The organism is Kribbella sp. CA-253562 (genome assembly GCF_050942265.1).
In the GTDB taxonomy this organism is placed as follows: Bacteria; Actinomycetota; Actinomycetes; order Propionibacteriales; family Kribbellaceae; genus Kribbella.
On record NZ_CP192049.1, the window covers coordinates 7,144,318 to 7,161,637 of the forward strand.

Sequence of the window (17,320 nt, forward strand, 5' to 3'; positions counted from 1 at the left end):
TGTCACCCCCTGAGTAGGACGGTTTTCAGCGCGAGATTTGACTTGGTCCTGCGGCCTGACCTGCGCGAAGGCGATAGCCAGCTCAACGCGACCGGAATAGCGATCGGAAGGGGGAGGATGTGGCTTTGGATAGTCATGAGCGCACCTCCCGCCGGCCGGTTCCGCCGCCGGGGCAATCGGCCTTCGTGACGCTCCCGGATCGCCGCCTCGACCTCGACCAGGTCCCGGCCGTAGGTCTGTCGGGAGTAGTGACGGGCGGCTGCGGCGTTGCCCGTGGGAGCAGGCGGCAGCAAAGTCTGACCCGTCAGGGGCGGCGCGATTCGTGCCCCCGCCGACAGCGACACCGCCACCTCGTACGCACCCAGCCCCTGGAGATCTTCGGCGGACAGGTGTGGCTTCAGCTCGGCTGCCAGCGCCTTGGCATCCGCCGCCGATGCTTGGAAGATCACCCGCGACCGGGCGTTCGCCAGCACAGCCTTCTGCATCTCGGCCGGTAGCTGCCCCAGGTGCTGGTGGGCCAGGGTCAGCCCAAATTTCAGCTTGCGGGCTTCGGCCAGGACGTCCGCGATGCTGGTCGGCAGGCGCAGATAGTTCTGGAACTCGTCGACGTAGGCAAACGTCACGGGCCGGTCGGCAGGCGCGACAGCACTTCGCCCCAGCGCCGCTTGCCAGGAGCGGGCTATCACCAGCGCCCCAATCAAAGCCGCCGCCTCTTCTCCGAGCACGCCCTTGGTCAGCGGCACCAACACGATTCGGCGATCAGCCAGCGCCCGCTCTAGATCGAACGCAGGCTCAGCCTGCCCTAGCACGTTGCGCAAGCGGCGACGCAGCAGGAACGCTCGCAGCTTGTTCATCACTGGCCCGATGGCCTGGGCCCGCTCGGCATCACTGAGCGCCTCATACCAGGCCCAGAACGGACCCAGCGCCACCGGGTCATTCACTCGTCCGACCAGGCGGCGGCGAAACCCTGGATCGGTCAGGAGCAGCGGCAGGTCTACCAAGGTCGCACCGGGCTCGTTAACCAGCGTCAGCAGCGCCGACCTCAATATGTCATCCGTGCGCGGTCCCCAACTGGTGCGGTACAAGTCGTGGAAGATCCCCACCACCTGGTCCACCACCAGCTCTGGCGCAGCCTCCGCGCCAGCCAGGACGTTGAAGCCGACCGGCCGCGTCTCGTCCGCCGGATCGAGGACGACCACGTCTTTGACACGTTGGGCTGGCACTCGGTCGAGCACGTCTGAGATCAGGTCGCCAGACGGCTCGATCACCAGCACGCCGCGTCCGGCCGCCATGTCCTGGGCGATCAGGCCACACAGCAGGGACGACTTCCCGGAACCGGTCGGCCCGATCACGTGCAGGTGCTTCATGGACTCGGCCACCGACAAGGCCACCGGTCGCTCCGCGCCCGGGAATGTCGCCTGTGCCACCACCCGACCCGCCGCGGGAACGTCAGCAGCCGGAGCCAACTGACGGGCCCCACCCAGCCGCAAGCCCGGCAGCACCACCGCGCCCGCGGGGAAGGCGAGCAGACCGGCTAGCTCCAAACTGTTAAGGGTGCACGGCCAACTCAGCAGCGGCAGCCGGTGATCGCGCAAGGCCTGCCCGACCCGACGGCTCGACCGCTCCAGCCGCTGTAAATGAGCCCCTGGCGCGTTGGCAGTATGGAAGGCCGCCAAGCTTCGCAGCAGTAGTGACCGGCTGCGGGCAGGGCCGGCTGTGACGCCGACTCGGATGGTGGCAGCAAATAGCGGTGCGCGCTCCTTCGTACGCGCAGCCTTCAGTACCTCCGGATCGGCCGATCGCGGCTCGGCTCGGCCGTTGAGCAGATCCCAGACTGCAACGGCTATGGGCGGCTGGGTCACTCGCGGAGTCAGCGCCACCGGACCCAGCGGCGACAGTGACCATTGCACCCTCAGCTGCTCGCCCGCCTCCAACGGCGACAGGCTCGCCAATAGGGCGGTGCTGACGTTGACCGCCTGATCCGTAGTCAAGCTGCGGCCGTGATGGGACATCCCCAGCTCGGCTGCCAGTGCCGGTATGTTGCCTCGGTAGTCCGAGTCGGGGTGTGCACCAACACTCGGCATGGCAGCCCGCAGCGCCGACAGCGCCACGTGCGACAGCGACTTCGGAACCAGCAGGTGATGCCGGATACCGGCCGCCGTCGCGCTGACTTCAAACATCACCGCTCGCACGACAAACGGCCGCACCAGACGGTGTGCCACGAGGCCCGACAATCCATTTAAGAAGGCCGACACTGCTGCCGGGTCGAGTCCGCGGGGGAATCGCAGCTCGTACACCACCAGCTCATCTCGCCAGCGCCGTTGGTTGCGTCGCCGCACCGTCGGCACGCCGAGGATCGGCGCGACGCCGCAGGCGCAGAGGGCCAGGAGTAGTTCTAAGCCCATCATTCGGCCGGCTCCCGCGTGGGCTCAGAGGCCGCCTTGCTTGTCCGTTCCTCTTCCTCCTGAAGCTGGCGCGCTAACGCGATAAGGGCGAGGACGTACAGGCGCACCTCCGGCTGCTCCTTCTTGATTGCTGTGCCCCTGATCCTTCGTCCCATACGTGAACCCCCTTCCCAATGTGATATGCACAATCCCAACGCTTGCTGTTCAAAACTTGCCAGCAACCAGTTTCGATGTTTTCGCCTTGCTACAGGCAAAACGTCGCGATGTCTTGCTCTATTTATACGGATCTCGTCGGCCAAATTATTGAGGCAATCTCCCGAACAAAGACCGAACAAGACGCCGAAGCGCCTGGGAATCAACACAGGCGCCCGGTCTCTACATCTGACGAGCCATATGCTCACTGAGTCGCGCGGCCAAGCCACGAGTCGTCCGTCGCCTCGTCGGCCTCGGGCTCGGCTAAGCCATCGCGCCGGAGGGCCTTGATCTCACGCCGCAGACGTCGCAACGCCCGCTCTCGCTCCACCCGATCGGCAGCTTCCATTCGGCCAACCAGTTGCTTGCGCGTCCGTCGTCCCAAAGTTCATCGTGTCTCCTTCGAGTGTCGTATTCGACTCGGTAGTCACCGGAATCGGTTAAACAGGAGGGCGTAGATCACGCCCAAGGTCACCGCCACTATCAGGAGCGGCACAAGCGGCTCCATAAGCTCGGCGGCCAGTCGAGCTCCGGCCGCCGCAGCCAGCAGCACGACCACCGCGGCCATCACCCGGTGCATCAGCTTCGCGAACATCGCTCTTAGCGGGCCGTCAGCCGAAGCGGTCGCGGCGCCGGCGTTCCGCTGCCTCCCGGATTGCCTGGCGAGTGGCCTCTCCGGTCTCGGCGATGCGCTGTGCGGTCTGCTTCTCCATAAGCACGGCAGCTCGCCGAGCAACAGTTTCAGGCGTCATGTCCTGCTCGGCTCGGATCATCCACGCGCCCACCGAGACCAGTAGAACCAGCGCTCCCCCGCCCACGAGATAGACAACCACGGCGCTCAACATCAGAAGTCCATGATGTCTTGGATGAGGGCTTGTGCCCCGATGGCCGCGATCATGCCGTACTCGGGGATGCCGGATGGAGCGATCCGGGCGGCCTCTTCTACTGCCAGGGCGGTAAGAACGGTCTCGCCCACCGCTCGACGCACCAGCCGGCCTTTGGCGGCGATCCGTTCCGCGCGGAAGATCTCACCCCGATGTACTTCATCCAGGGCTCGGCGATGTTGACGGGCTGGGGTTCTGCCTAGATAGCGTTCGATGTCACTCATAGGTCAGCCCTCCTTTCCCCAAAGAATCTAGGGAAAGAAGGGCCGCCTAGATGGTTCAGTTTTCGAGGCTTGGAGGTTTGGTAAGGACCTCCGTAAGAGTCAGAGCGAGAAGATGAACCAGATCCCGCTCCAGGCCGAACGGCCTTCTCCAGGATTCGATACTGCAGAAGATCCCCAACAGGGTGATCACCCCGGTACCGTCTGGCAACCGCGTCCTGGTACGTTCCTTCGATCTGCAAGTCCACCAGTAACAACGTGCAGGAGCGATACCTCCAGCTTCCTGGTGGCACATTCTTGACCAAGCGCACCAGCACCTCCACCTGGTCTCTGGTCAATGTCCATGGTGACGTCATGGCCACTACGGATGCATCGGGAGCTAGCCAATCCACCTTCACCTATGACCCGTTCGGCAACTCCGTTTCGACCACCCCAGACAACACCGCCACAGGTTCCACCTACGGCTGGGTGGGTCAACACGAGAAAGCTACCGAGAGCGCCTTCGCCCTTGCTCCCACACAAATGGGCGCTCGTGTCTACATCGCCTCGCTCGGCCGGTTCCTCCAGGTCGATCCCATAGAAGGAGGCACGGCTAACGCCTATGTCTATCCAGCCGATCCAATTAACTCGTTTGACCTTGATGGGAATAGTGAGGCAGGAGATTGGGCGAAGGGGATAGTTATAAACGCGGGAGACAATGCGAACGCGATGGGATCGGGCCTGACAGTTGCGCTTATTGGACTCGGCGTCGGCGCCTGCATAGTCGGCGCTCTGGTGTGCGGTGGCGCGATCGCATTGGGAGCTGGCGTCTCAGCTGCACAGGCATACACGAATACAGGCAGCGGCTGGACAGCAATCCGGGTAGGCGTATTGTCAGTTGGCGCAGAAATGTTCGGCGGTTTAGGGGCCGCCGTCGTCACAGGCGCAGTTGTCTCCAAAGTTGCGCCGAAAATAGCGGCGTCAGGCAAAGCAGCAGGATTGTCACAGAAGGCAGTTAGCAAGAGGGTCGTTGCTGCCAAAACCAGAACTCAGGCCGTCGTAGGCGCTTCATTCTCTAGCGCAGCAGCTCGCATCACCAACACCTCTCCACGTCCGGCGGTCAGCTCGAACGCCAAGGTGCTGAGCAATCTTGACAAGATTATACGCGGCCAATACGGGATGCTGTAGAATAACTAGAGAGGTATATGAATGAAGTTTGCACCTGACATAACAAAGAAGCGCTCTGTCCCCGAATGCATTTGTGGACGATCAAATGGCAAATTGACCGAGTACACGCATTTGCACCGGCGAGGAATTATTCTGGGCTTGTCGGGTACTCTCTTCCTCGGTCTGGGAGTCTTGATGGTTGGAGACATGGAGCTGGTCTGGGAGCGAGCATGGTGGGCATTCTTGATTCTTGCCATCACCGTGGTGCTGCTCATTGTTCATACTACTAAAGCCCTGGCCCACGGCCATTCCTTGCTTTGTTCGATCAGAAGAGCAAGTTACGCAGTCGTCTGAGGCGTATAGGAAGATCCTGCCAGAGCATGCCCTGGCCCAACAGCGCGACCGATCCAGTCTCCAGCCTTGCCGCTCGCATGGATCCTCGGTAACATAGAGTAACTGTATTTAGGGGTGGGCTGGCACAAAGGGGCGGAATGGCAACAGAGCTTGAGCGACACACAAGGAAGCAGCGCATCGACCCCCGCCTGAAGGCTGCGGGCTGGTCGATCGTTCCGTTTCGCGGCACCGACACACATCCGTACAAGCGCGTAGCGTTCGAGGAGTACCCCTCCAGCGCAGGCCCGGCCGACTACGCACTCTGTGATGGTGACGAGGTCCGTGGCGTCGTCGAAGCCAAGAAGGTGACGCTCGGTCCTCAAGGGGTGCTCGTCCAGGCCGAGCGATATTCGAAAGGCATCGGTCAGTCGCCGAAATACCAGGATGAGTTCGGCGTGCCCTTTCTGTACTCAACCAACGGCGAAGTGACCTGGTTCCACGACGTCCGCCACGAGCTCAACCGCTCCAGGCGTGTTTCAGGATTTCACACGCCCGCCGCCTTGGATGAGATGCTGTCTCGCGACTTCGACTCGGAGATTGAGGCTCTCGCAACCATCCCGCAGAACCTTCGAATGCGGCCGTACCAAGTCGAGGCCAACACTGCTATCGAGCAGGCAATCCGAGATCGCAAGCGCAAGATGCTTGTCGCCATGGCAACGGGCACCGGCAAGACGCTGACCATGGTCAATGAGGCTTACCGGCTCATGAAGTCCGGTACCGCCCGCCGCATCCTGTTCCTAGTCGACCGCAAGGCGCTCGCCGCGCAGGCGGTGCGCGCCTTCGCCTCGTTTGAGGCCGAGCCGGGCTTGAAGTTCGACAAGATCTATCCGGTGTACTCGCAGCGTTTCCAGCAGTCCGATCTGGACGAGGGCAGCACCTGGGACCCCAACGTCATGCCGAACTCGTTGCTGACTAACCCGAAGCTCGGCGATGCGTTCGTCTACGTCTGCACGATCCAGCGCATGGCCATGAACCTGTTGGGTGGCGAGGGCGCGCTCCGCATCGACGACGAGGCGATCGACGCCGACGTGGAACAGCTGAACATCCCCATCCACGCCTTCGATCTGATCATCGCCGACGAGTGCCACCGCGGGTACTCTGCCAAGGACATGTCGGTATGGCGCACCACGCTCGACCACTTTGATGCCGTCAAAGTCGGCCTCACTGCGACGCCGGCTGCTCATACGGTCGCGTACTTCGAGAACCTGGTTTTCCGCTACGAGTACGACCGCGCCGTGCGCGAGGGTCACCTGGTCGACTACGACGTCGTCCGGGTCCGCTCGAACGTACGCATGAATGGCGTCTTCCTCGGCGAGGGCGAGCAGGTTGACCAGGTCGACCCCGAGACCGGAACCCGACAGCTCGACTTGCTGGAGGATGAACGAAGCTTTGACGCCACCGAAGTCGAGCGCAAGATCACTGCACCAGACTCGAACCGCAAGATCATCGAGGAGCTGAAGGCATTCGCGGATGAGCACGAAGAGCAGTATGGCCGTTTCCCCAAGATGCTCATCTTCGCTGCCAACGACCTGCCTCACACCTCCCATGCCGACCAGCTTGTGGACTTGGCACGCGACATCTTCGGCCGCGGCGAATCGTTCGTTGCCAAGATCACCGGACGGGTCGACCGACCGCTGCAGCGCATCCGAGAGTTTCGCAACCGCCCCAACCCTGGGGTAGTCGTTACCGTCGACCTGCTTACGACGGGCGTTGACATCCCCGACCTCGAGTACATCGTCTTCCTGCGCCCGGTGAAGTCCCGCATCCTGTTCGAGCAGATGCTCGGCCGGGGCACACGCAAGGGCGATAAGTACCCAGACAAGTCACACTTCGTGGTCTTCGACTGCTTCGATGGCACGCTCTTTGAGTACTTCCGCAACACCACCGGCATGACTGTCGAACCGCCTGAAGGCGATGGCAAGAGCATCGCTCAGATCATCGAAGAGATCTGGCAGAACAAGGACCGCGCATACAACACCCGCCGGCTCACCAAACGCCTCCAGCGTATCGACAAGCAGATGTCCGGCGACGCCCGCGACCTGTTCGCCCGCTTCATCCCGGGCGGCGACCTCGCTGCCTTCGCCGAGGACCTCGCCGCGCTCCTGCGTCGCACCTTCGCTGACACCATGCGCATCCTGCGCAATCCCGATTTCCAGAAGCTCCTGCTCGACTACCCACGCGCCCAGCGGACATTCCTCGTCGCCCCAGGCGTAACCGACGAGGTGTCCTCCGAGTGGCTCATCCGAGCCGGCACCGGGCAGGAGTACAAGCCCAGTGAGTACCTGGAGGCCTTCGCCTCCTTCGTCCACGAGCACCAGGACCAGGTGCAAGCGATCTCGATCCTGCTGTCGCGACCCAAGGACTGGGGTGCGGCACCGCTGACCGAGCTGCGCCAGGCGCTCACGCAGGCGCCCGAGCACTTCACTGAAGCCAACCTGCAACGAGCCTTCCACGCCGCCCATCACAAGGCCCTCGCCGACATCATCTCCATGGTGAAGCGTGCCGCGGTCGACACCTCTCCGCTGCTCACAGCTGAGGAGCGGGTCAACCAGGCCGTTGATCGTGTGGTCGCTGGGCGGACCCTGTCTGACGCTCAGACCACCTGGATCGAGTACATCCGGCAACACCTCGTCGCAAACCTCTCCATCGAGCGCGACGACTTCGAGGCCATCCCGGTACTCTCCGACCATGGCGGCTGGGGCCGCGCCAACCGGGTGTTCGAGGGCCAACTCGCCGAGCTGATCGACGAATTAAATGAGGAGCTTGTAGCAGCGTGACAGATGTTGTTGGAAAACTATGGGGCTTCTGCCACGTCCTGCGCCACGACGGCGTGGACTACGGCGACTACATCGAGCAGTTGACTTACTTGCTGTTCATCAAGATGGCTGACGAGCGCGGGATCGAGCTACCAGACGAGACTGATTGGCCGTATTTCCGCAAGCAGAGCGGGACAGACCTGCTCGACGCCTACATCGAGGCCCTACGCACTCTCGGCAAGGAACACGGCATCCTCGGCGACATCTTCAGCGGGGCGCAGAGCCGCTTCGGGAACCCGGTCAACTTGCAGAAGCTCATCGGGATCATCGATGAGACCGAGTGGACATCGCTGGACGTCGACATCAAAGCGGCAGCCTTCGAAGGTCTTCTGGAGAAGGCCGCAGCGGAGGGCAAGAAAGGTGCCGGCCAGTACTTCACGCCACGGCTCCTAATCCAGTCCATGGTGCGCTGCATCAAGCCCGACCCACGAGCGAGCAAGGATTTTGCCATCAGCGATCCCGCTTGTGGTACCGGCGGCTTCCTCGTAGCTGCCTATGAGTGGCTGAAGGACGAAACTGGAGGCGCGTTCGACCGCGAGACCGCTCTGCGTGTACGCAAGCAGACCTACTTCGGTCAGGAACTCGTGCCCAGGCCGCGGCGGCTGGCGCTCATGAACATGTACCTCCACCAGGTAGAGCCGCACATCTCGCTCGGCGACTCCATATACGAGGAGCCAAGTCGTCAACGCTTCGATGTCATCCTCACCAACCCTCCGTTTGGCACGAAGGGCGCCAACCAGGCGCCAGTCCGCGACGACTTCGTCGTATCGACCAGCAACAAGCAGCTCAACTTTCTCCAGCACGTCCTAACGACGCTCAAGCCTGGCGGTCGCGCGGCAGTCGTCGTTCCAGATAACGTCCTCTTCGCTAACCAGGCCGGTGAGGTGTTCGAGCTGCTCATGCAGGACTGTGACGTCCACACGGTCCTGCGCTGCCCGCGCGGTACATTCAGCCCGTACACAGAGGGAACGAAGACCAACGTCATCTTCTTCACCAAGGGTCGACCTACTGAGAGAACCTGGATCTACGACGCACGAGCTAACGTCCCCAAAATCACCAAGACAAGCCGGCCCCTGGCAGGAAGGCACTTCACGGAGTTCGAACAATGCTTCGGCGACGACCCCAATGGCCGCAGCAAGCGAGATAAGGGTGATTCCTCGGAGGGTCGCTGGCGTAGCTTCAGCCTTCATGACATTAAGGCACATCACTACAAGCTTGACGCGTTCAAGTGGATCCGTGACAAGGAGCTCGACGACCCCGACGAGATCCCGGAGCCCGAGGAGCTAATCACCGAGGCCACGGAAGAGCTCCAGCTCGCCCTGGACGACCTCGCGGACATTCAGCACCTCCTCGAAGGTAACGGAGGCGACTCGTGACCGAGAATGCGGAGGAACTTCCACTGGGTTGGACGCGTCGACGGGTTGGGGATGTCCTGAAGCTCCAAAACGGGTACGCATTCAAGGCGTCCGAGTGGAGTCAGTCGGGGATACCTATCATTCGTATTCAGAACCTCAAATCCGGTTCCGCCCGGCACAACTATTATGAGGGCAGCCTGCCCGACCGCTTTCGAGCTGAGCCCGGCGACCTCCTATTTGCTTGGTCGGGCACGCCTGGCACATCATTCGGTGCCCATGTGTGGAACGGTCCCGAGGCCTGGATCAATCAGCACATCTTCCGAGTTGACTTCTCATCGGAGGATTTCGATCGCGACTTCCTGAAACTTGCTCTCGACTTCAACCTCAACGAATATATCTCTGGTGCCCAGGGTGGTGTTGGTCTTGCGCACATCACCAAGGGAAAGCTTAATGAGTCGCACCTTATTACACCTCCACTTGCGGTCCAACACCAGCTCGCCGTCCGAGTGGCCAAAATCGCCGAGGGCCGGGCATCCGCACTAAAACACCTTGCGCAGGCTCAGCGTGCTATCGAGCGTTTCCGTCGGTCAGTCCTAGCCGCGGCATCCTTAGGCCGCCTCACTGCCGATTGGCGGGAAGAGCACAAGGGAGGCGTCGATGAACTGGTGAAGAGTCTTAGAAAGACTGGCAGGCGTAGGCCACCCACCGAGCCTCAGGCAGACCTGATCGACGAGCTTCAAGCTGATTGGGAGATAGTGACACTCGATCTCTTGATCGACCACATCGAAGCCGGCAAGTCATTCAGTGCACTTGGACGACCGGCCGACCCTGACGAATGGGGCGTAATTAAAGTCAGTGCTATGTCATGGGGCAGTTTTCTCGAAGATGAAAACAAGGCTGTTCCGGATGGGCGGCACATTAACCCCGACTTTGAAGTCCGCAGCGGCGACCTCTTACTATCGCGAGCCAACACGGCTGACCTGGTCGGAGCTACCGTATTGGTTGGAGAGATTCGACCCCGTCTTCTGCTCAGCGATAAGAGCCTTCGACTGGTTCCGCGAGCGGGAATCGAAGCACCGTGGCTCAACTATGTGCTTAGCTCTCCGCTCGTGCGAGGCCAGTTCTCCGAACGAGCAACGGGCACAAGCGACTCCATGCGCAACTTGTCGCAGGCCAAGATTCTGTCGACAACTCTTGCTCTGCCGCCAACCGAGGAGCAGAAGGAAATATGGCGGCGGGTCGACGAGCTCTTCAAGGCTGCAAATATTCTTGAGCGTCGGATAGCGGCCGCCGTACTCCGCGTCGAGCGCAGCCCGCAGGCTGTCCTCGCGAAGGCGTTCCGCGGTGATCTGACACAGGTGGGCCACGAGCTGTGAAGCTGAATATCTTTTCAGTGCCATCGATCAATGTGTCCTCCATGGAAGAGAAGTTCGCGTCGGTCGGCCTCGAGCCCATCAACGTCGATGAGCAAGGAGACTGGAAGACTACCTTCTACTTCTCCAAGGACGAGGAACCGAACCCAATCCCATGGGTCAGTACATTTGCTGAGTTCTTCGGCGACACCGAATTTCTGAACCTCATCTATTTCGGCGCATACGTTTTTCAGAGGGGCGACCGCTGCTTCGTCCTAACGTACGGCAAGAGTCATTTCTATGTGCGGCCGTTTTGCGAGCATGACTTCGGTATCGAACTCGCCAAGCGAATTGCAGATGAGAGCGACATCAAGCAAACCGCGTCAAAGAAGTTTGCGGGGAAGAAGAAAGAGATTAAGAGCTATACAAGCAACACCCCTTTAGACATCGAGAGCGGTGAATCGGTCGACTATCTTCGGGCGGCTATTAGTCTGGACGCTCGAGAAGTATTCGGCCCAACCGGTAAGTTGGTTCGTCAGTACTATTGAGCGCTCCCATTGACAAGACTGAGATCGCCGAGTTGCTCGAAAGAGTGGTGGCACTACTAGATGAAGACCCGAGGTTCAAGTTGCCTCGTACCACAGTTATCACCGAAGACACAGAGGTAGTGAGGTATGACCAGAAATTGCTTGCTGCCATAACCAGCGATGAGGAGCTAACCGAGTTTACGCACGGTGGGCACGATATAGTAGGTGTTGATTGTCTTCTCTGGCAACGAGAGATTCGCACTTTCTTGCCGAGGCCATAAGAAGCAGGAGTTGGGCGACCAGGAGCTCGACCTCGGAGTGCTAAGGTCGTACATCACTGCGGAAGGTATCAAGGAAGACGAGATCCTAAATATTCGGATTCACGTTGATAATGAGGGTCAAAAGTCCTATTCGAAGCCGCTTAAGGAGGCGCTTGACTTCATCGTGGATGGCGAGAATGTCATGCTGTCGCAAGGGCGCTGGGTTCGCTTCAACGAGGACTACGTCGATCAACTGAATGAGTATGTGGATGGGATCGTGGTTGAGGAGACAGAACCAGAGCTTCAGGATATTGAAACGGATGAAGGCGCATTCAATACGTCGGCGACGGTAGGGAATCTCGGCTACTCAGTTGCTGATAAGGACTTCTCAAAGATCAAAACCAAGGTGTCAACTCCCATTGAGGCTTGGGACTTACACAAGAGGGACACTGTATACGCAGTCAAATTTGGTACTGCACAGAAGCTCGGTTACGTATGCGATCAAGCAATTGCCGTGCTGGAAATCATCCGGAACAACGCGAATGTAAAGAAGCTCGACCAAGATGTAAAGGCCTATTGCCTTTGGCTGGGCTTCAAGCTCCAGCAAGTGCCCAGCCGGATATCCGAGTCAAACTCGATCATCCTCAAGCAGAAGATCGAGGCCTGGGCTCGCAGATGCCGAGAGCTTGGCATCGAGCCCAGGGTTAAGTTGTCTTTGCGTCGCTAAACGGCAGGACTTACTCTGCAGCTGCGCCCGTGCGGTTCGCAAGGTAGCGCTCGTGTCTTGCATCGGCATCATTCAACTTGGCAACGAAGCGGTCGTACCTCGGAGTTACAAGCTCCGCCTCGTCTGGGAAGCGCCGCTCGATATATCGCCTGGCACAGTCAACTCCGAGCAGCGCCATCGCGAAGAACGACTGAGGCCTGAGAGGTGCGGCGTCGACGTTGGGAGCATACAGGCCAGGGGAAACTTCCTCGAGGTGGTTGCGGACAATATCATGCCAGCTGCCGTGTATAGCGCCAGAACCCATTCTGAAGGCGACGTAGGCCACTGGACCCAAGAGAGCGATGCGTTCTTGAGCGCTCGGCCAACCATTCTTCTTGCGCGAGGGAATCTGGGTTTCGTCAAGGCCGGCTGACGCGAATGTATCGGCTATAGACTGCTCAATGCGCTCTTCGATCGGAAGTCGCTTACCCCCACGGTCAGCAACTTGCCTGCGGACGTCCATGAGGAACTCGCGCTCGGCGATCAGGCTGTCCATTAAGTATGACTGGAATCTGCCAGAATCGTCGGCGTCTTCTAGTAGATATGCGAGTGTAGAAGCGGAATCGATGAACTGGCGTACAAGCTGCATTTGCTGGTCGCCTCCGTGGCCATCGACAACCGCGCGGATCAGCGTTCTCATCAGCTTGGTCATTCGTACGAGATGACCGACGAGAACAGCGCAGTTACGATCATGGCCGGTCTCCGACTGGTTTGTGGTCAGTCCCGCGGCCAGAGCGGTGAGGCCAGTAGCCTCCTTCAGCAGCTCGAACGAGGCCCGAAGAAACGGTGATTCGCTCTGTGCCTCATCTAGGCTCGCGATATCGACTTTATACTCATCTGGCCAGGTTTCGCTGCTCAAGGGCTCGCTTTCCATAGATCTAGTATACGTGGGAGGATATTGTGCCCGATACCGTTGAGTTGTCGCGTCGCTTGTCCCATTACCAACTCCGTAGCCCCTACAGTTGTCCTCATTGTCCGACCAGCCTGCGATTCTTTCCGAAGTACCGTTGGCTGCTTAACCACTTGCTGTAGTGAGTCTGGTTCACAAACTTTCGATTTGGCGCGATGGCTTCACCACATCCACACCGGCAGTGTGGTCCGGCATCGATCGGCGGCCCGACGGTAACCTCGACAGATCCATCACTCTGTGTTAATTATCTACTCAGTTCCGTGACGAATTGTATGTTCGAAAGACGTCCTATCAGGGGCACCGTTCTAGACTGCGGGTCAGGTGCGTGTCGCGCTCGCTTCGGGGCCTGATCACCGGGTGGCGGCTCGAATGCCTGCGACGAGCGCGGCAAGCAGTAGCCCGAGCACGAGGACGAGCAGTACGACAGGGCCCAGCAACAACGTCAGTATCAAGATCAGCACCACAGCCAGTTTCAGCCAGGGGCTCGCCCCCGACCAGGCGCCCTTGATCGCAGCCCAGACAGGGTTGTTCCCCCGCAGCTTGGCTTGCAGGCCCGCGAAGGCCGCCTGCGTAGCAGGCCCTCCGGTGGCCGCGAAACCGCGCAGGTCGTCAGCCCAGTCCTCCACCTTCCGTGACGCCTTCACAGTGGCGTACCGCAGGGACGCTTCTCGCAGGTCACTCAGCGCAGGTGCGAGGCTCGTCGCCACGGAGGCGCTGTTCGTCGCGCCGCTGGCGGTGTTCGGTGCTGTCATGTCGTGGCCTCCTCAGCGACAGTACCTCCACGGCGGGACACGTAGATGCCAGGCAAGTACCCCCGCAGAAACCGCCCAGCGGCGTGGACGGGAGGCAGGCGTGTACGAGTTGAGGCGCTGTTCGCGCACCGCAGCCGCTAGTCCGTAGCGCGACGGCTGGAGCGCACTAGGTCAAGCGGCGGCCGCGCGCTTGTCTTGAGGCGTTCCTGGTCCGGCCATTTGACGTCGTACGCCCAGCCAAGCTGTTCGAGTCGATTGATGAACCAGGCGTTGATGTCGACCTGTCCCGTGAGTACACCGTGGCGTGCGCTGGTGGGGTCTGTGCCATGACTCGCCCTGACTCAGTACGGCCAGCCACCAGACGTTTCCCGCCCGGTCCCGCGCCGTGAAGGGATTCAGACCGGTGCCGTGACAGATCGAGTTGATGGAGAACGTGACGTGGTGCATCAGGGCGATGCGCACCAGAGTCCCCCAGAAGAACCCGGTCGCCGCATCGTGCCACGACCCGTCCCACAGGCCGCCGGTGATCGCGGGAGCCAGCAATGAGAGCGCGACCGACGCGCGGAAGTGCCGCGCGATCGCCACCAGGTCGCGGTCGGGAGGTCCGGGGCGTAGTGCTTTGGGTCGTCCCGGTCCTGGCCCCAGAGCACCCATCCCACGTGGGCGAAGACGAATCCCTTGGGTCACTGCCCAACCGGTGGTGCCGTAGCGCCAGGGCGAGTGGGGATCGCCGTCCCGATCGGCGTACTTGTGATGTTTGCGGTGGTCGGCCACCCAGCGGATGACGGGTCCTTCGAGCGCCATGCCGGCGACTGCGAGGGCGATCGTGAGGCCACGCCTGCTCTTGAAGGAGCCATGGGTGAAGGCTCAGTGGTAGCCGACGCCGATGCCGGTCGTGGTGATCACGTAGCACACGACCAGCGAATCCCCGGAATCAGTTGTTGAAGTCATGGACCGCCCCTGGATGGTCTCCTCAGACCGGCGCCAGAGCCCGTGGAAGCTTGGTGAGCCCGCCTCGTGGGCAGCCCCGGCGTCGCTTCTGAACGCTGGAGCCCCGGACAGACCGGCGTCGTAACCACCAGGTGCCCGCATGCGCCACCATCACTCGCGGTGGCTCCGTCAGTAGTGGTCTGGGGCGGTGGTGAGGTCGGTGATGACGACGTCGATTCCGTCGGTGCCGAAGGGTGGATCGATCGGGCCGAGGAGGTCGGTGAAAACCCGGTAGGCGGTGGTGCGGATCTGGTCGGCGAGGTACTGAAGGTCCTGGCCGTACGAACCGACTACATCGAGCACGGCTCCGGTGCAGGTGTCGCCGGGCCCGGTCAGCTGGACCCGCTCCAGTTCGCAGCGCAGTGGGGCGATGGCCACGCGGAGGGCGCTGATCAACACGCGGTCGGTGACGAACAGCGTGGTGCCGTTGTCGGCTGCGGCGCGGATCGGGCGCGACCCCTGGGTGACGGTCCGGAGTCGCTGCTTGATCGTGGCAGAGATGTCGACCCAGCCGGGTTCGGCGTAGCTGCGGGCCGCGTCGCCGGCCCGGCTCAGGACATCGTCGGTCATCGCCAGGCCTCCAACCGGTGACGCAACTCGACCCGAGCCCGGGCAAGCTGACCGCGGACCACGGTGGGAGTGGTGTTCAGCACGATGGCGATCTCGGCGTAACTCATTTGTTCGACCTCGCGGAGCAACCAGACGGCCCGCTGGAGCCAGGGCAGTTCGGCCAACGCCGCGCCGAGTGCGTCGAGCAGTCCGGCCTCGACGGCCCGGCCCGCCGGATCCGTCCCGGCCGCGGGCACGTCGGTGACCGTGGTCGCCTCGACCGGGACGGCGCGCTTCTTACGGAACAGGTCGACGGCCTTGCGGCCGGTAACGGTGAACAGCCACGTCCGCAGCGGGGCGTCGCCGCGGAAGTAGGGAAGGGCTCTCCACGCCGCGACAAAGGCATCCTGGACCGCCTCCTCAGCGTCGCCGTAGTCGTTGAGCATATGGCGGGCGTAGCGAAACATCGACGGTCCGTGCCGGTCGATGATCGCGGCGAAGGCCTCGATGTCACCGAGCGCCGCAGCGCGCCGGAGCGTGTCGTCACCCGAGTCTGCCCAAGCTTCTGCTCCGGCAGGTCCGGCGTGCCGCGGGCTGGAGGTGACCCCGTTCACACAGTCATTCAAACCGACTGTCTCCGGACGAGAAAGTTTCCGCGGGTCGCAGCGTGAGGTTCCGGCCGGTCGTCTCGTCCAACCTACGAGAAACGAGATCAGGAGAGACAGGAAGAAGGCCATCCGATGACCGAGACCAAGGCCAGTACGGACGCCGTGAAGACCTCCGGTGACACGGCGGTTGGTGCCAGCGGAGCGCTGAGCAGCGAGCACGGCACGACCACCATCGCCGAAACCGTGGTGTCGAAGATTGCCGGGATCGCGACCCGCGAGGTGGACGGGGTGCACAATCTCGGCGGCGGTACGGCGCGTGCCGTGGGGATGCTTCGAGAACGGATCCCGGGATCGCGGACGAACATGGCCCAGGGTGTCGGGGTCGAGGTCGGAGAGACCCAGGCCGCAATCGATCTCGCGATCGTGGCCGACTACGGCGTCAGCATCGCCGACCTCGCCCAAGGCATCCGGCGTAACGTGATCAGCGCGGTCGAGCGGATGACCGGGCTCGAGGTCACCGAGGTGAACATCGCCGTCCACGACATCCACCTCGAGGGTGACGACGAAGGCGACGGCGGCGCGACCGAGGTCCCGCCGGAGCGGCGGGTCCAATGACCATTGCCGACGCATCCGAACTGGCCGAGCAGATCGCCGCCGCGACCCGGTCGGTGGAGGGTGTCGCGGACCTGCACGGTGGGATGTTCGGCGAGATCGGGACCTACCTTCCCGGCGCCAGAGTGGCCGGCATCCGGATCGGCGGCAGGCGGGTCGAGGTCCACGTCACGCTCTATTGGGACTACCCCGTCCGTGCCACCGCCGACGCCGTCCGATCCGCGGTCGAACCGTTGGTCGACCAGCCGGTCTACGTGACGGTCGAAGACCTCGTACAACGGCGTCCAGCGGTCCAGCGTGCGGGTGAGCACCCCCGGAAGGAGAATTCATGAGCACCTCCGTGATCGGCTTGTTCGCCGGGCTGCTGGTCGCCGTCGCGGCTGCGGCCGGCGGGTTCATCGGCTTCCTGCTCGCACTCGTTCTGGGTGCGGCCGGTTTCGCCGTCGGCCTGTTCGCAGGCGGGTCGAAGTCCTTCGACGACTTGATGTCACGCCGCGGGCGTGGCTGACAGATCCCGTCACATGAACGCGTCGGCATCGGCGGGCCCGCCGGCCGCAGTGGGCGCCGCACCAGGCGACCTGG

General features: G+C 61.8%; 18 protein-coding genes. 10 read left to right on the plus strand and 8 right to left on the minus strand.

What is annotated here, in order from left to right; all coding sequences use genetic code 11:
- Positions 1–2: 2 nt before the first annotated feature.
- The 4 genes from ACQPXM_RS33775 to ACQPXM_RS33790 all read right to left on the minus strand — a co-directional run bounded on the left by ACQPXM_RS33775 (position 3) and on the right by ACQPXM_RS33790 (position 3,705).
- Positions 3–2,408 (minus strand): type IV secretory system conjugative DNA transfer family protein, encoded by a 2,406-nt coding sequence (locus ACQPXM_RS33775; RefSeq protein WP_432941520.1) that lies wholly within the window; start codon positions 2,406–2,408, stop codon positions 3–5.
- Between the two features lie 616 nt (positions 2,409–3,024).
- Complete coding sequence (locus ACQPXM_RS33780) at positions 3,025–3,192, minus strand: hypothetical protein (protein ID WP_432941522.1); 168 nt, start codon at positions 3,190–3,192, stop codon at positions 3,025–3,027.
- A 16-nt stretch (positions 3,193–3,208) separates the two neighbouring features.
- Positions 3,209–3,442 carry a hypothetical protein gene (locus ACQPXM_RS33785; protein ID WP_432941525.1) on the minus strand — a complete coding sequence of 78 codons (234 nt, stop codon included), beginning with the start codon at positions 3,440–3,442 and terminating at the stop codon, positions 3,209–3,211.
- Entirely contained in the window at positions 3,442–3,705 is a 264-nt protein-coding gene (locus ACQPXM_RS33790) for a hypothetical protein (RefSeq protein ID WP_432941528.1), read from the minus strand. Before ACQPXM_RS33790 ends, ACQPXM_RS33785 begins: the two co-directional genes overlap by 1 nt.
- Positions 3,706–3,999: 294 nt before the next feature.
- On the opposite strand from ACQPXM_RS33790, the gene ACQPXM_RS33795 reads away from it, so the two are divergent.
- The 7 genes from ACQPXM_RS33795 (at position 4,000) to ACQPXM_RS33825 (ending at position 12,278) form a co-directional block, all read left to right on the plus strand.
- Positions 4,000–4,869 (plus strand): RHS repeat-associated core domain-containing protein, encoded by an 870-nt coding sequence (locus tag ACQPXM_RS33795; protein ID WP_432941530.1) that lies wholly within the window; start codon positions 4,000–4,002, stop codon positions 4,867–4,869.
- A 93-nt stretch (positions 4,870–4,962) separates the two neighbouring features.
- Positions 4,963–5,202 (plus strand): hypothetical protein, encoded by a 240-nt coding sequence (locus ACQPXM_RS33800; RefSeq protein ID WP_432941533.1) that lies wholly within the window; start codon positions 4,963–4,965, stop codon positions 5,200–5,202.
- A gap of 137 nt (positions 5,203–5,339) precedes the next feature.
- Positions 5,340–8,018, plus strand: coding sequence for a type I restriction-modification enzyme R subunit C-terminal domain-containing protein (locus ACQPXM_RS33805; RefSeq protein WP_432941536.1), 2,679 nt, complete (start codon positions 5,340–5,342; stop codon positions 8,016–8,018).
- On the plus strand, positions 8,015–9,433 hold the full coding sequence (locus ACQPXM_RS33810) for an N-6 DNA methylase (RefSeq protein ID WP_432941538.1): 1,419 nt from the start codon (positions 8,015–8,017) through the stop codon (positions 9,431–9,433). The genes ACQPXM_RS33805 and ACQPXM_RS33810 overlap by 4 nt, the downstream gene beginning before the upstream one ends.
- Positions 9,430–10,788, plus strand: a complete 1,359-nt coding sequence (locus ACQPXM_RS33815) for a restriction endonuclease subunit S (protein ID WP_432941540.1) — start codon at positions 9,430–9,432, stop codon at positions 10,786–10,788. The genes ACQPXM_RS33810 and ACQPXM_RS33815 overlap by 4 nt, the downstream gene beginning before the upstream one ends.
- A gap of 41 nt (positions 10,789–10,829) precedes the next feature.
- Complete coding sequence (locus ACQPXM_RS33820; protein WP_432941542.1) at positions 10,830–11,312, plus strand: DUF6119 family protein; 483 nt, start codon at positions 10,830–10,832, stop codon at positions 11,310–11,312.
- A 204-nt stretch (positions 11,313–11,516) separates the two neighbouring features.
- Complete coding sequence (locus tag ACQPXM_RS33825; protein WP_432941544.1) at positions 11,517–12,278, plus strand: DUF6119 family protein; 762 nt, start codon at positions 11,517–11,519, stop codon at positions 12,276–12,278.
- 10 nt (positions 12,279–12,288) lie between these two features.
- On the opposite strand, the gene ACQPXM_RS33830 is transcribed toward ACQPXM_RS33825, so the two are convergent.
- The 4 genes from ACQPXM_RS33830 to ACQPXM_RS33845 all read right to left on the minus strand — a co-directional run bounded on the left by ACQPXM_RS33830 (position 12,289) and on the right by ACQPXM_RS33845 (position 16,132).
- Positions 12,289–13,191, minus strand: coding sequence for a DUF5677 domain-containing protein (locus ACQPXM_RS33830; protein WP_432941546.1), 903 nt, complete (start codon positions 13,189–13,191; stop codon positions 12,289–12,291).
- A gap of 386 nt (positions 13,192–13,577) precedes the next feature.
- Positions 13,578–13,979 (minus strand): hypothetical protein, encoded by a 402-nt coding sequence (locus ACQPXM_RS33835; protein ID WP_432941548.1) that lies wholly within the window; start codon positions 13,977–13,979, stop codon positions 13,578–13,580.
- Between the two features lie 1,119 nt (positions 13,980–15,098).
- Entirely contained in the window at positions 15,099–15,539 is a 441-nt protein-coding gene (locus ACQPXM_RS33840) for a hypothetical protein (RefSeq protein ID WP_432941551.1), read from the minus strand.
- Positions 15,536–16,132, minus strand: a complete 597-nt coding sequence (locus ACQPXM_RS33845; RefSeq protein WP_432941554.1) for an RNA polymerase sigma factor — start codon at positions 16,130–16,132, stop codon at positions 15,536–15,538. Before ACQPXM_RS33845 ends, ACQPXM_RS33840 begins: the two co-directional genes overlap by 4 nt.
- 126 nt (positions 16,133–16,258) lie before the next feature.
- Here ACQPXM_RS33845 and ACQPXM_RS33850 point away from each other — a divergent pair, with 126 nt between their 5' ends.
- From ACQPXM_RS33850 to ACQPXM_RS33860, 3 genes are read left to right on the plus strand one after another with little or no spacing between them, the layout of a single operon-like run.
- Positions 16,259–16,741 (plus strand): Asp23/Gls24 family envelope stress response protein, encoded by a 483-nt coding sequence (locus ACQPXM_RS33850; RefSeq protein ID WP_432941556.1) that lies wholly within the window; start codon positions 16,259–16,261, stop codon positions 16,739–16,741.
- Positions 16,738–17,070 (plus strand): hypothetical protein, encoded by a 333-nt coding sequence (locus ACQPXM_RS33855; RefSeq protein WP_432941558.1) that lies wholly within the window; start codon positions 16,738–16,740, stop codon positions 17,068–17,070. Before ACQPXM_RS33850 ends, ACQPXM_RS33855 begins: the two co-directional genes overlap by 4 nt.
- Complete coding sequence (locus ACQPXM_RS33860; protein WP_432941561.1) at positions 17,067–17,246, plus strand: DUF2273 domain-containing protein; 180 nt, start codon at positions 17,067–17,069, stop codon at positions 17,244–17,246. Before ACQPXM_RS33855 ends, ACQPXM_RS33860 begins: the two co-directional genes overlap by 4 nt.
- Positions 17,247–17,320 lie beyond the last annotated feature (74 nt).